The 13,656-nt window shown below is 65.5% G+C and carries 10 protein-coding genes and 1 pseudogene; 5 read left to right on the forward strand and 6 right to left on the reverse strand.

Translation table 11 applies throughout. The features are described from left to right. From NKJ72_RS25965 to NKJ72_RS25985, 5 genes and pseudogenes are all read left to right on the forward strand, one after another. Complete coding sequence (locus NKJ72_RS25965; RefSeq protein ID WP_352479992.1) at nt 1-711, forward strand: uroporphyrinogen-III synthase; 711 nt, start codon at nt 1-3, stop codon at nt 709-711. Between the two features lie 347 nt (nt 712-1,058). Next, complete coding sequence (locus NKJ72_RS25970) at nt 1,059-2,579, forward strand: COG4223 family protein (RefSeq protein WP_352479993.1); 1,521 nt, start codon at nt 1,059-1,061, stop codon at nt 2,577-2,579. Nucleotides 2,580-2,587: 8 nt separating this feature from the next. Continuing rightward, complete coding sequence (locus NKJ72_RS25975) at nt 2,588-4,204, forward strand: heme biosynthesis protein HemY (protein ID WP_352479994.1); 1,617 nt, start codon at nt 2,588-2,590, stop codon at nt 4,202-4,204. 40 nt (nt 4,205-4,244) lie between these two features. Beyond that, nucleotides 4,245-4,724, forward strand: a complete 480-nt coding sequence (locus tag NKJ72_RS25980) for a tellurite resistance TerB family protein (protein ID WP_352479995.1) — start codon at nt 4,245-4,247, stop codon at nt 4,722-4,724. An 18-nt stretch (nt 4,725-4,742) separates the two neighbouring features. After that, nucleotides 4,743-5,458, forward strand: a pseudogene (locus tag NKJ72_RS25985) (glutamine amidotransferase). On the opposite strand, the gene NKJ72_RS25990 reads toward NKJ72_RS25985, so the two are convergent. The 6 genes from NKJ72_RS25990 to NKJ72_RS26015 form a co-directional block, all read right to left on the reverse strand. Further along, nucleotides 5,459-6,700, reverse strand: a complete 1,242-nt coding sequence (locus NKJ72_RS25990) for an MFS transporter (protein ID WP_352479996.1) — start codon at nt 6,698-6,700, stop codon at nt 5,459-5,461. Between the two features lie 548 nt (nt 6,701-7,248). Further along, nucleotides 7,249-7,713, reverse strand: coding sequence for a Ros/MucR family transcriptional regulator (locus NKJ72_RS25995; protein ID WP_352479997.1), 465 nt, complete (start codon nt 7,711-7,713; stop codon nt 7,249-7,251). A gap of 164 nt (nt 7,714-7,877) precedes the next feature. Beyond that, entirely contained in the window at nt 7,878-8,582 is a 705-nt protein-coding gene (locus NKJ72_RS26000) for an ROK family protein (protein WP_352479998.1), read from the reverse strand. A 19-nt stretch (nt 8,583-8,601) separates the two neighbouring features. Beyond that, nucleotides 8,602-9,978 carry a glucose-6-phosphate dehydrogenase gene (zwf, locus tag NKJ72_RS26005; protein WP_352479999.1) on the reverse strand — a complete coding sequence of 459 codons (1,377 nt, stop codon included), beginning with the start codon at nt 9,976-9,978 and terminating at the stop codon, nt 8,602-8,604. A 22-nt stretch (nt 9,979-10,000) separates the two neighbouring features. Further along, the gene (gene gnd / locus NKJ72_RS26010; RefSeq protein WP_352480000.1) at nt 10,001-11,017 is read right to left on the reverse strand and encodes a phosphogluconate dehydrogenase (NAD(+)-dependent, decarboxylating); all 1,017 of its coding nucleotides are present in this window, start codon (nt 11,015-11,017) and stop codon (nt 10,001-10,003) included. Between the two features lie 14 nt (nt 11,018-11,031). Then, complete coding sequence (locus tag NKJ72_RS26015) at nt 11,032-13,458, reverse strand: glucan 1,4-alpha-glucosidase (protein ID WP_352480001.1); 2,427 nt, start codon at nt 13,456-13,458, stop codon at nt 11,032-11,034. Between the last annotated feature and the right edge of the window lie 198 nt (nt 13,459-13,656).

Here is a 13,656-nt window from a genome sequence, read left to right on the forward strand (position 1 = left end):
ATGCTCCGCGTCCTGGTGACGAGGCCCGAACCGGGCGCCTCGCGCACGGCGCGCCGGCTCGCGGATGCCGGCTTTCAGCCGATCCTGCTGCCGCTGACCGAAACGGCGGCGCTGCCGGTCGAAGCAGGCGCGCTGGCTGACGCCGCCGCGGCGGTCGCGGTCACCAGCGCCAATGCGGTTCGCCATGCGCCGAAAGAGGTCATTACCGCGCTCGCGCGCTTGCCGTGCCAGGCTGTCGGCAAGAAGACGGCGGAAGCCGCCCGCAGGGCCGGGTTTCTGTCTGTCGGCGAAGGCCCGGGCAATGCCAAGGCGCTGGCCGATGCGCTCGCTGGCGGTTACGCTGGGCAGACCATCGTCTATCTCTGCGGGCGGGTGCGCTTTCCGGACTTCGAGGAGCGGCTGTTTGCGTCGGGCGTTCATGTCCGCGCCGTCGAGACCTACGACACTTTTGCGCTGGATTATTCCGACGAGGCCGTTCTTGCGCGCCTGTCCGCCCGGCCGGTCGAGGCGGTGCTGCTCTATTCGGCCAAGACGGCCACGGCGATGCAGGCCCTGGCTAGCCGGCCGGCGCTGCGTGGCCTTTTTCAGGACACGCGCTTTTTCGCTTTGTCGGGGCGCATTGCCGGGGCCTTGGGCGATGTCGCCGGGATCCGGATTGCGCCTGAGCCCAGCGAGGATGCCTTGCTGGGGCTTTTGCAGGCGTCGCGCTGACCGGCATCCGCCTGTTCCGGACGTTGGCATACCTCCTGCTGGCATCCTCACTATTCCGCAGCTTCGCGGGCAGCACCAAGCTGAGGCGATTGCGCTCGGGCACATTTTGTTCTTGCTTTGTGCCGGCAGCTATGCTAGAAAATCACTTAGGTGCTGATTCGCGCCAACGACCCGCCGCCGAGGCGGGTTTTTCATTTCTGGTCCCGCATGCCGTGTCCCAAAATCGCTGCGGCGTTTTGCCAAAACTGAATTCCAAAGCCGTGGCGTCATCACGCCGCCCCTTTTCACCGCTTGGTGATGTGCTAGACCCTTCAAACCATCCGAAGCGAATTTTGCGGAGCCCGAGCATGGTCAAGACGCCGAAGATGCGGCATTCCAAGAGCCGCCGTGAGCCGGTGACCATCGAGCTCGAGCCCGGCGCCGTCTCGCGAGTCGCCGCCGAACAGGAAGCCGGCAAACAGCAGCCAGACAGTGCAGAGTCAGCGGGGGCGCAAACCGACGAGGCGAAAGCCGAGGAAGCGGCGAACGCCTCGCGGCCCGAGCCGCCTGAAGAGCCGGTGCATGCCGACCAGACCGATCTCGAGCCGTGGGAACATGGCGACGCAGCCGCGCCGGCCGGCACGCAAGAGCCGGCGGACGCCGGCGCCGATCCTACCAGGGAAACGGAAACCTCTTATCCCGCCGGTTCGGATGCGCCGGCCGGGCGCTCCACGGCTTCCGACTACAGTTTCGAAGATGCATCCAGCCCAACCGGGGCCAACGAACCGGGGATCCCAGGCTCCGGCGAGAAGACAGCTGAGGCGAGGGACGACCATATGGCAGCGCAGCCGAAGCGGAGCGGCATCAGCGGCATCGCCGCCGGTATTGTCGGCGGCGTCATCGCGCTCGCCGCCGCCGGCGGGCTGCAATTTGCTGGCCTGCTCGGTGCGCCGGGATCGGGCGGCGTGTCGTTCGACGCGGTCAATGGCGAGATCGTTTCGCTGAAACGCGAGGTCGCGGACCTCAGACAGGCCGACGCCAACAATGACGCCTCGGCCAAGGTGGACGGGCTGTCGTCGGCGTTGGACCAGGTCAGGGCGGACGTCGCGGCGTTGAAGTCGGCCGTCGAACAAGGCGGCGCCGGCGACAATGCCGGGCTGGCGGCACTTGGCGACAAGGTCCGGCAGATCGAGCAGGCGGTCGCGGCCCTCGGCAAGGCCGGCGGCACGGTGCCGGTCGATCTCGGCCCGCTCAACGAAAGGCTGGCCGCGCTCGACGCCTTGGTGAAGTCAGCCGGCGAAACGGCAAAGGCGCAGGAAGGCCGGCTTGCGGCCCTGGAACAGTCGGTTTCCCAGCTCTCGGGCAAGGTCGATGCACAGGCTTCGCAGCCGAAGATCGCGCTGGCCATTGCCGCCTCGGCGCTCAAGGCAGCGCTCGACCGAGGTGCGCCGTTCGCAGCCGAACTCGAAACCTTTGCCGCGATCTCACCGGATGCGCCCGAGATCGCGACGCTGCGCGCCTATGCCGAAAAGGGGGTGCCGACGCGGGCCGAGATTGCCGCCGAAGCGGACGCCGCCGCCAACGCCATGCTCGCTGCCGCGACGCCTGTCGACCAGAATGCCGGCATCCTGCAAAAGCTGCTGTCGAGCGCCGAATCGCTGGTCAAGGTCAGGCCGATCGGCGCCGTCGAAGGCACCGGCGTCCCGGAAACCGTTGCCCGTATGGAGGTCGCGGTCAATCAGGGTGACTACGCCAAGGCGCTCAGTGAATACGAAGCCCTGCCCGAGGCGGCCAAGGCCGCCGGCGCCGACTTTGCCGGGAAACTGAAAGCGCGGATGGAGGTCGAGACACAGATCGATTCGCTCATCGCCGGCGCGATGAAGGCGTGAGGAACCCAATGATCCGCATCCTCGCCTTCCTTGCCGTCGTCTTTGCGCTCGGGCTCGGCTTCGCCTGGCTGGCCGACCGGCCGGGTGAAATGCTCGTTACCTTCAACGGCTATCAATACCAGGTCAGCCTGATGGTCGCGGCGGTGGCGGTCGTGGCCGTGGTTGCCGCGGTGATGATCGTCTGGTGGCTGGTCAAGGCGCTGTGGAACAGTCCCTATACGATCTCGCGCTATTTCCGCGTGCGTCGCCGCGACCGCGGCTATCAGGCGCTGTCGACCGGGATGATCGCCGCTGGCGCCGGTGACGGCGCGCTCGCCCGCAAGAAGACCAAGGAAGCGGCAAAGCTGATCCGCTCCGACCAGGAGCCGCTGATCCAGCTGCTCGACGCGCAGGCCTCGCTCCTTGAAGGCGACCATGAAGGCGCCCGTGAAAAATTCGAGGCCATGCTCGACGATCCCGAAATGCGGCTGCTCGGCCTGCGCGGGCTTTATCTCGAGGCCGAGCGGCTCGGCGACCGCAACGCGGCCCGCCACTATGCCGGCCGGGCCGCGGCGGTGGCGCCGCAACTGGCCTGGGCGGCCGAATCGACGTTGGAAGACCTGACCGGGCGTGGCGACTGGGATGGCGCGCTGAAACTGGTCGATGCCCAGAAGTCGACCCGGCAGATCGAGCGCGATGCGGCCAACCGGCGTCGCGCCGTGCTGCTGACCGCCAAGGCGCAGGCGCTGATCGACAGCGATGCCAATGCTGCAAGGGCGGCGGCGCTCGAAGCCAACCGGCTGCGGCCGGATTTCGCACCGGCGGCGGTCGTCGCGGCGAAATTGCTGTTTCGGCAGAACGACGTGCGCAAAGGCTCGAAAATCCTCGAGGCGGCGTGGAAGGCCGAGCCGCACCCGGAGATCGCGGAGCTCTATGTCCATGCAAGGCCGGGCGATGCCGTGCTCGACCGGCTGAACCGGGCAAAGAAGCTGCAGGAGCTGAAGAAGAATCATGCCGAGTCCTCGCTGGCCGTGGGGCGCGCCGCGCTCGATGCGCAGGATTTTGCAACCGCCCGCCGCGAGGCGGAAGCCGCCATCCGCATGGATCGCCGCGAAGGCGCCTATCTGCTGCTGGCCGACATCGAGGAGGCCGAGAGCGGCGACCAGGGCAAGGTGCGGCAGTTGCTGTCGAAGGCGGTGAGAGCGCCTCGCGACCCGGCCTGGGTCGCCGACGGCGTCGTCTCCGAACGCTGGGCTCCGGTATCGCCGATCACCGGCAGGCTCGACGCATTCGAATGGCGGGCGCCGATGGAGCGGCTCGGCCAGTTGATCGACAGCCATGAAGAGACTCCGGAGGGACCGATGCCGGCCATCGCGGCTCCAGCCAAACCGGTACAGGAAACAGCCGAGGCGATCGAGCACACAGCCGTTGCTGCCGAGACATCGGGCACAGCGACCGAAGTGAGGACCGAAAACCGTGCCGCCGAGGATCATGTGACACCAATCACCCCGGCGGCGTTTGCCCAAGTGCCGGAAGATGCCGAAGCCGTCGAGCCGGCGCAGGAGCTGACGCGGCTGCCTGACGATCCCGGCGTCGATCCCGACGACGCGGCGGACAAATCGACGCGCCGGTTTCGTTTGTTCTGATCAGGGTCGAGTGGACCCTGGGCTTATTGGGAATGATTTGATGTTCGAACGCGTTTTGTCGTTTCTAAGGGATCTGCCGTCCGGTGGTGGCGTCAGCCCCAGCGCCGACGATCCGCGCGTTGCCGCGTCCGCCCTGCTTTTCCACGTGATGAACGCCGACGGGGTGCGCCAGGATACCGAATGGGAACGGTTCAAGAAGGTGCTGGCGGAAAGCTACTCGATCAGCGGCGACGAACTCGACGCTTTGGCGGCTGCCGGCGAGCGGGCCGACAATGAGGCGATCGACCTCTACGCCTTCACCAGCGTGCTCAAGCGCCATCTCGACGCCGAGGCGCGAAAGGCCTTCATCGGCCTGATGTGGGAGATCGTCTATGCCGATGGCGAGCTGCACGAACTCGAGGACAATACCGTCTGGCGGGTCGCCGAGCTGATCGGCGTCGAACGTCGCGACCGTGTCGAGGCGCGCCTCAAGGCGGCCGCCGCGGCTCCTGGTGCTGCCGGAACGTCAAGCGACGAATAGACAGGGTCCAGCCTTCCAATGCCGCCCAAGCCAAGCCCGAGACCAAAGATCCTGATCGTGCTGCATCAGGAGCATTCGAGCCCCGGACGGGTCGGCCATATGCTTATCGAGGAAGGCTTCGACCTCGACATCCGCCGACCGCCGCTCGGCGAGGCCTTGCCGCAGACGCTGGATGGCCATGCCGGCGCAGTGGTGTTTGGCGGCCCGATGAGCGCCAATGACGGCGACGAGTTCGTCCGCCGCGAGACCGACTGGCTTAAAATTCCGCTCAGCGAGAACCGGCCGCTGCTTGGCATCTGCCTCGGCGCGCAAATGCTGGTCAAGCATCTTGGCGGCAGGGTCGAGGGCCACGGCGAGGGCCTCGTCGAAATCGGCTGGTATCCGCTTAAGGCGACCGAAGCGGGCAGCAGGCTGATGCATTGGCCGGAGATGGTCTATCAATTCCATCGCGAGGGCTTTTCGCTGCCGAAGGACGCGACGCTTTGGCGACGGCCGAAACCTATCCCAACCAGGCCTTCCGCTATGGCGACAATGCCTGGGGCATCCAGTTCCATGGCGAATTGACCCGGGCGATGATGCAGCGCTGGGTGGTGCGCGGCGCGCACCGCTTCGAATTGCCCGGCGCGCAGCCCGGCCGCGACCATCTCGGCGGCCGGCTGATCTGGGACATGCACCTCAAGCGCTGGCTCGGCGAGTTCCTGCCGATGATTTTCGGCAAGCCGGCGCCGCGGTAATCAGTTTCGCCCCCTGAGATGACGCACCTTGCGCAGCTGCGGGAACAGCACCGCCCATAGCCCGGCGACAGCGATCGCCCCGACACCGCCGACCACCACGGCCGGAACCGTGCCGATCAGCGCGGCCATGGTGCCGGCGCGGAATTCGCCGAGCTCATTGGAGGCGCCGACAAACACCTGGTTGACGGCGTTGACACGGCCGCGAACGTCGTCCGGCGTCCACAGCTGGATCAGCGTCTCGCGGATATAGACGCTGAACATGTCGGTGGCGCCAAGCAAGGCGAGAGCAGCGATCGACAGCCAGGTGATGGTCGAGAGGCCGAACAGGACAGTGAACGCGCCGAACAGCGCAACGAAGCCGAGCATGACAAGGCCGGCATGGTTGCGGATCGGGTGTCCGGCCAGCCAGATGGCGACGCAGATGGCGCCCACGCCGGGCGCCGAGCGCAACAGGCCGAGCCCCCACGGGCCGAGTTCGAGGATATCGCGCGCGTAGACCGGCAGCAGCGCCGAGGCGCCGGACAGGAGCACCGCGAACAGGTCGAGCGAAATCGCGCCGAGCACGATCTTTTCGCTCCAGATGTAGCCGAAGCCGGCGAACAGGGTCTGTACCGTCGGCCTGTCGGTCCTGCTGCGCTGGGCAGGCTTCGGGATGGTGAAGATCAGCACGGCGGCAATGAGCATCAGCACGGCCGCTGTGGTGTAGGCAGCTTCGGCCGAAAGCCCGTAGAGCAGGCCGCCGGCGACCGGCCCGACGATGGTTGCCGTCTGCCAGGCGGACGAGTTCCAGGCGATGGCGTTGGCGAAATCCTCAGGCGGCACCAGATTGGCGAACAGCGATGACGAGGCCGGCCCGAAGAAGGCGCGCGCAATGCCGAACATGGCGAGCACGATGAAGACCGGCATCGGCCCGGAGAGGCCGCGCAGCGTCAGCAGCAGGAGGGCCAAGGCGCAGCCCGCCTCGACCAGCACCGCCAGCGCCATGATCAGCCGGCGACCGAAACGATCGGCAACGTCGCCGGTGACCAGCACCAGCAGCAGCGAAGGCAGGAACTGGACGATGCCGACAAGGCCGAGGTCGAACGGGTCGCGGGTCAGATCGTAGATCTGCCAGCCGACGGCGACCGACACGATCTGGGTGGAGAATGTCGAGAGGAAGCGCGCCGCCCAATAGCTCAGGAACGGCCGGTGGCGAAAGGCGGCATAGCGCTGGTCGGATGGTACTTGGGATTCTGCGGTCATGGAATAAGGCCCCGTGGCGGCGATGTCGGCCGGCGGGGCACTTCCACGATGGGCGCTGGTCCGGCCAAAAAAGCCTTTAACGCAGTTTGGCCGGAGGCGCGCGCAAAAATCCGGCCTGGATCAAGGAATTTCGGGCTACCATGCTAATTGCATATGGCAAACGCGCTCGGCGGAGGTGGAGAGGTTATTTGGCGCACAGGTCGAGTTCCTTCGCGCCCCCTCTGTCCTGCCGGACATCTCCCCCTCAAGGGGGGAGATTGGACGTCCCGACGGCTTTCGCCAATCTCCAGCGTCAAAGGCGATTCCTGCGTTTAAAGAGACGACTGGCGAGGTAGCCAATCTCCCCACTAGAGGGGGAGATGTCCGGCAGGACAGAGGGGGGCGCTGTCCCTCTGGTACCAAAAAATTCCGCACCTTCGCCACGCGGAGAAAGTCGCAGCATGGATACCAAGGTTTCCACGACTTCGCTTCGCTGGGGATAACGAAGCGCGCTCCCACGCCTGCCCACGTGGTATCGCTGAAGGATCAAACCTGCTCTCGCCTTGGTATCAAGCCGTCGCTTTGGCCTTCCTGCCCCGGCTCTTGACGGGCGCGGGCGGGGCGGCTTTGCGGCCGAGGCCGATCGCCTTGGCCAGCTGCGAACGCGAGGCCGCGTAGTTGGGAGCGACCATCGGGTAGTCCGACGGCAGGCCCCATTTGGCGCGGTAGGCGTCTGGCGTCAGCCCGAAATGAACGCCGATATGGCGCTTCAAGGATTTGAACTTCTTGCCGTCCTCGAGACAGATGATGTAGTCCGGCGTCACCGATTTCTTGGGATTGACGGCAGGCGTCAGCGGCGCGGCGACCGGCACTGCCGGTTGCCCCAGCCCACCTATGGAAGCGCTGACGCTGGCGATGAGATCGCCGAGGCCGGAAGCCGGCAAGCGGTTCTTCTCGACATATGCGGAGACGATATGGGCGGTCAGCTCGAGCAGGTCGATGTCTTTGCGAGCGTTGTTGTTGTCGTCGGTCAATCTATCTCTCCGTCCGTGGGGGTCGCAGAAATTCCTAGTCGGCAAATCTGCGCAATGCAATGACGCCGCGCCACGTCACACATTATTTTGAATAATAATACTAACGGCAGCGCGGGATTAACAACCCTGAGCCGGTGCTCGATAATATCAGACAATCAGCAATATCAGATAATCAGGGATTTGTCGCGCCACAGTCGAAATCCGCCTTCGAAGGCGCGTGTGTTGTCGCCGCGTCTGCAATCGGCGGGCAAGTCGGTGAGTTCATCGACATTGCCGCCGCCGATGACCACGTAATCCGGCTGCATGGCGGTGCGAAGCCGGTCGACGACGTCGAAGACGTATTTGCGCCATTTCTTCTTGCCGCGCTTTTGCAGCCCGCGTTCGCCGACATAGTCTTCGAAACTGCCGCGCTTCTTGTAGGGAAGATGGGCAAGCTCCATCGGCTGGGCGACGTTATCGACGATCATCGCGGCCCCCAGGCCGGTGCCGAGGCCAAGGAACAGCATGCGGCCGCCTTCATAACTGCCGACGGCCTGCATCAGCGCATCGTTGACGACCTTCACCGGCTTGCCGAATTCAGCGGCGAAATCGCAGCCGACCCAGCCCTTGCCGAGATTTGCCGGTTCGGTCAAAGGCCGGTTGTGGTGCACGGGACCCGGATAGCCCATCGAGACGACATCGTAGTGCAGCCCTTCGGCGAGCGTCTTCACCGCAGCGACCATCTGCTGCGGCGTCAGCTCCGGTCCGGAAGCGGTCTTGCGCTCCTCTGCGCCGGCGCTGGTGCGGATCTTGACGTGCGAGCCGCCGATGTCGATCGCAAGCACGATCTGTTCGGCGTCGGGTGCCGGTGGCTTCACCGCTTTGGCCATCGCTTTCGCCTCCCAGAAATCATTTCGCTGGATTGATCCAGCCGTTCGGCGGCCCGAATCCAGCCATGGCTTCGGCCGGCCCCCACGTCTTTGGCGCGTAGACAGGGGGTGGCGTGGTGTCGCCGAGCACCGGGCCGACGATGCGCCAGGCGAGCTCGCTGGCGTCCTGGCGGGTGAACAGCTGGCCGTTGCCGTTCATGGCGTCGCCGATCAACCGCTCGTAAGGCGGCATGTCGCCCTTCGAATCGTCGAGCGCGGTGAGCTCGACCTGTTCGCCGACCATGTCGTCGCCGGGTGCCTTGCGCCGGGCTCCGATCGAGATCGCCACTTGCGGATCGATGCGGAAGCGCACGTGATTGCATTCGCCGGGTTTGATTGGATCGAAGACGTCGAGCGGCGGCCGCTTCAGCCGCACGATGACCTCGGTGGCGTGCACCGGCAGGGATTTGCCGGCGCGGATGAAGAACGGCACATCCTGCCAGCGCCAGGTATCGACGAAAAAGCGCACCGCCGCGAAGGTCTCGACCGGCGAGTTCGGCGCCACGCCCGGCTCGTTGAGATAGCCGTCGAACTGGCCGCGCACGACATCGTCCCTGGTCAGCGTCCGGATCGCCCGCAGCACCTGCACCTTCTCGTCGATCAGATCGTCGGCCGAACGGCCGACCGGCGGCTCCATGGCGAGCAGCAAGAGGATGTTGAGCAGGTGGTTTTCGATGACGTCGCGGATGCAGCCGACCTCGTCATAGAAGCGGCCGCGGCCCTCGACACCGAAATCCTCGGCCATGGTGATCTGCACGCTCTCGACGAAGTTGCGGTTCCAGATCGGCTCGAGGAAGGAATTGGCGAAGCGGAAATAGAGCAGGTTCTGGATCGCCTCCTTGCCGAGATAATGGTCGATGCGGAAGATCGACTTCTCGTCGAAGACCAGATGCAGTACCCGGTTCAGCCAGCGCGCCGATTGCAGATCGTGGCCGAACGGCTTTTCGACCATCAGGCGCGCGCCCTGGGCGGCGCCCGACTGCTCCAGCCCCTGGACGACGACCTCGAACATGGCCGGCGGCACCGCCAGATAGTGCAGCGGCCGCTCAGCGCTGCCCAGCGCGGTCTTCAGCTTCTCGAAGGTCGCAGGCGCCCGGTAGTCGCCGCTGACATAGCGAAGCAGCGAGGCAAGCCTGGCGAAGATCTTCTCGTCGATGCTGCCGATGGCATTGACGATACCGTCGCGGGCGCGCGCCTGCAGCTTGGCGAGGTCCCAGGGATCGAAGGCGACGCCGATCACCGGCTCGTTCAGCGTTCCCTTGGCCACCATGGCGTAGAGGGCTGGAAAGATCTTCTTGTGGGCGAGATCGCCGGTGGCGCCGAAAAGCACCAGCGTGTCGGACCGTTCCTGGCTCATGGGCGTGCCTCCCTGTCGCCCGTCACGAGCCGGCCTTGGGTTTTTCGACATGACCGCCAAAGGCATAGCGCATGGCGGACAGAAGCTTGTCGGCAAATTCGGACTCGCCTTGCGAGGAGAACCTGTCGAACAGCGCCGACGACAGCACCGGCGCCGGCACGCCGGTGTCGATCGCCGCCTTCAGCGTCCAGCGGCCTTCGCCGGAATCCGAGACGCGCCCGCCGAACTGCGTCAGCGCCGAATCGGCCTTCAACACGCCTGCCGTCAGGTCGAGCAGCCACGAGCCGATGACGCTGCCATGCCGCCAGACCTCGGCCACTTCGGCGATGTCGATGTCGAACTGGTAATATTGCGGGTTTTCCAGCGGGCTGGTTTCCGCGTCGGCGGTGCGCTGCCGTTTGCCGGCATTCGCCGACTTCAGGATGTTCATGCCCTCGGCATAGGCGGCCATGACACCATATTCGATGCCGTTATGGACCATCTTGACGAAATGGCCGGCGCCGCTCGGCCCGCAATGCAGATAGCCGAAGGGAGCGGTTCCGGCGTCCTTGCCAGGGGCGGGCGAAGCGGCGTCGGCGCCGGGCGCCAGCGTGGCGAAGATCGGATCGAGATGCTGGACCGCGGTGTCAGGGCCGCCGATCATCAGGCAGTAGCCGCGCTCGAGGCCCCAGACGCCGCCGCTGGTGCCGACATCGACATAGCTCAAGCCTTTCAAGGCCAGGCGCGCGGCGTGGTCGACGGCTTCATGATAATAGGAATTGCCGCCGTCGATGATGATGTCGCCGGGCTCCATCAGGGCGGCCACCTGGTCGACGATCCGGCCGGTGATCGCCGCCGGCAGCATCAGCCAGGCGCTGCGCGGCTTCGTCAGCTTGCCGACGAAGTCCTCCATCGAGGCGGCTCCGACCGCGCCGGCGCTCACAAGCGCCGCGACGCTTGCCGGGTTGATGTCGTAGACGACGCATTCGTGGCCATCGCGCAGCAGGCGCCGAACCATGTTGGCGCCCATCCTGCCCAGTCCCATCATTCCTATCTGCATGGTCTCGTCCTGCCTTACTTGAGGGATCGATGATCTAGTGGCTGTGACGCATCGTCGATACCAACGGAAAAGTCGACATTCTCCCAACGGCCGGCATCGGACCAGAAGAATGTGAAGACAATGCTATTGCCCGGAGCGGCGTCGGCAACCGGCAACTCCGCGAAATGGATGCCGAAAAGGTTCGCGGCGGTCCCGGTGTCATGGACGGTTGCCCAATTGTCGCTGCTCCAATGAACCACCGCCCGGGCCAGAACTTCGATGCGCAGCGCCTTGCCTGCCGGGATGGTACGGATCTTGTGGTTGAAGCGCCATGCCCTGAGGCGCGACACCGCTCTGCCCTCGATATAGCGCTTGACGCCTTGTGGCGGCATATCGAAGACGGCGCCGTCGCGGAGCGAACGTAATAATTTGATGTGCTCGGAATGCGCCCAAACCAGCGGCTTGGCGCTGCCGGAGGGGCCGCCATGCCGCAATTCGCGCTCCGGCATGTCTGGACCATCCCAGACTTGCTCCGGCAGCAGGCCGCCCGGCCCGGCGGAGCCCTCAAACGTCGCGAGCAGGCTTGCCGCTTTGTCCTTGCGCCCCGCCGCCAGCTCGTAATGCGCGCGCTCGCCGACCAGCAGCGGCCCGGGCCGGCCCGGGCCGGTTCCATCGAAGGGCGCGCCGTCCGCATGCTCACCATAGCCGTCGCCGTTGTAGCGGTACCAGAGCGGCCCCTGCGGCAGCTCGCAACGCAATTGCGCGTCGATCACCTTGACCGTGTCGAGGATGCGCGGATCGTCGGCGGCTCTCAGGCCGAAGCGGACCAGGGCCAGGGCATCCGGGCTGACGATCGCCTTGGCCGGCCGGTCCGTATCGGCCGGCGGGCGGTTCTTGATCGGGACGTAGCCGTCTTTCGGCGATGCCGCGCCGGCTTTGTCGGGCGGCGCAATGCGGACATAGTAGCCCTCGACGCCGGCTTCATCGCCCGAGGAGCTACCGGCGACGTAGGTCCAGCGCTCGATCTGATCGTTCCAGACATCGGCGGTTTCGCGCAGGTAGTTTGCCGGCTCTGTTTTGCCGGCGGCATCGAACATGTCCGCAGCCGCAAGCAATGCGGCGATCTCGACGGCAAGCGTGAACGGGCTGTAGCCGGCGTCCTCTTCCCAGCGGTCTTCGCCGGTGACGGGGCCGTTGCGCACGACGTAGGAGGCCGCGCGCTCGATCATCGGCATGAAGGAGGAGAGTACCGCAGGCGGCAAATGCCCGGCGCGGCGCAGCGCGTCGGCGAGCAGCAGCGGAAAGGCGCATTCGTCCATCTGGATGCCCGGCCAATAGGCCGAACCGTCGAGCCAGGCGTTCTGCGGCCAATGCCCGTCCGGCTGCTGGATCGAGCGCAGATAGCCAAGGATGCGCAAGGCTTCCGCCGGGTCGCCGGCGGCGAGGAAACCGCCGGCGGTTTCGACCAGATCGCGCGGCCAGACCAGGTGATAGCCGCCCAGATCGTCGTCGCCCTTGTTGAAGCCCCACGGGATCGACAGGCTGGCGACTGCTGCTCCGGTCGACGAGCGGTGTGCCGCCAGCACCGCAGTGCTGATGCGGTAGGGATTGAGGCCGAACGCCGCTTGCCGGTCCAGCGGCAGCAAACCGGCCTGCCATTGGCGCCATTTTTGACCATAGGATCTGACCGCGGGCTCAAAACCTTGCCTCAGGCTGGCGAAAGCGGTTTCCGCCGCCTGTTGCGGTGTCGTGCCGAAGCCGAGCGCCAGCAATATTTTTGGATTCGCGGCCGAAAAGCCGATCTCGCCGGTCAGCGCGACATTGCCATCCTCGGCCCTGCGGCAGGCCGGATCGAGCCGGCCGCCTTGACGAAGCTGCTGCCAGCCGTCGGAGGCGCCGACATAGCCGGCCGAGCACGCCTTCCACGGCAGCGACGAGGCGAGCGCCAGGCAGACACCGCGTCCCGATGCAAACAGGACAGGCTGTCCTTCATGGCCGTCGATCCAGGCGGTGTTGCCCATGCCGGCGTTGACGAGGTGCGGCGCCAGCAGCGCGTAGACGCGGTAACCGGCGGCCGCGCCTTTGAGCGGCGTGAAAATGATCTCTTGCAGCACGACGGGACGTTCCGGATCCGTAATGATCCGCTTTTGGATCCGGTAGCTTCCATCGGCCGCGGTGTTGACCAGCCGATAGGCAGGCACCCCGTCCTCGAGCGGTTCGATTCTGTGCTCGGCGTCGCGCTTTTCTTCCGAGAAATAGCCGTCGGGTCCGGTGACGATCAGCCCCAGATCGCGGGTGCAGGCGCTGTCGAGGCGGGGATAGTAGATCTCGTTGAGAATACCGTGACTGATGGTGAACCAGATCGGGCAGGCCGGCGAGAGCGCAGTGCCGACGCCGCTCTTGGCGCTCGAGGTCCAGCGCGCCGGAATGCCGGGTGCACCCGGGGCAAGGTTCGCTGCCATTCAATCGGTCTCCAGCGCCATCCCTAGACCAGGAGTCGAACCGGTTTCAATGATTGCACCGCAAGTTGATTGCCGGCCATGGATTGCTGTTGACAGCTTGTCGCCTATCTGCATTTGTCTGATAATAGATAAAAAACAAGATTGTGAGCGTATCAGCCAATATCCACCAGCCAGCCATTAACCACCAGTAAGACAGCA

Origin of the sequence: Mesorhizobium sp. M0045 (genome assembly GCF_040323385.1) — a bacterium.
Taxonomy (GTDB): domain Bacteria; phylum Pseudomonadota; class Alphaproteobacteria; order Rhizobiales; family Rhizobiaceae; genus Mesorhizobium.

Bases quoted from the DNA above. Each gene is read 5' to 3' on its own strand.
- NKJ72_RS25965 (WP_352479992.1), top strand. From the start codon at position 1: ATGCTCCGCGTCCTGGTGACGAGGCCCGAACCGGGCGCCTCGCGCACG.
- NKJ72_RS25970 (WP_352479993.1), top strand. From the start codon at position 1,059: ATGGTCAAGACGCCGAAGATGCGGCATTCCAAGAGCCGCCGTGAGCCG.
- NKJ72_RS25975 (WP_352479994.1), top strand. From the start codon at position 2,588: ATGATCCGCATCCTCGCCTTCCTTGCCGTCGTCTTTGCGCTCGGGCTC.
- NKJ72_RS25980 (WP_352479995.1), top strand. From the start codon at position 4,245: ATGTTCGAACGCGTTTTGTCGTTTCTAAGGGATCTGCCGTCCGGTGGT.
- NKJ72_RS25990 (WP_352479996.1), bottom strand. From the start codon at position 6,700: ATGACCGCAGAATCCCAAGTACCATCCGACCAGCGCTATGCCGCCTTT.
- NKJ72_RS26000 (WP_352479998.1), bottom strand. From the start codon at position 8,582: ATGGCCAAAGCGGTGAAGCCACCGGCACCCGACGCCGAACAGATCGTG.
- zwf (WP_352479999.1), bottom strand. From the start codon at position 9,978: ATGAGCCAGGAACGGTCCGACACGCTGGTGCTTTTCGGCGCCACCGGC.
- gnd (WP_352480000.1), bottom strand. From the start codon at position 11,017: ATGCAGATAGGAATGATGGGACTGGGCAGGATGGGCGCCAACATGGTT.
- NKJ72_RS26015 (WP_352480001.1), bottom strand. From the start codon at position 13,458: ATGGCAGCGAACCTTGCCCCGGGTGCACCCGGCATTCCGGCGCGCTGG.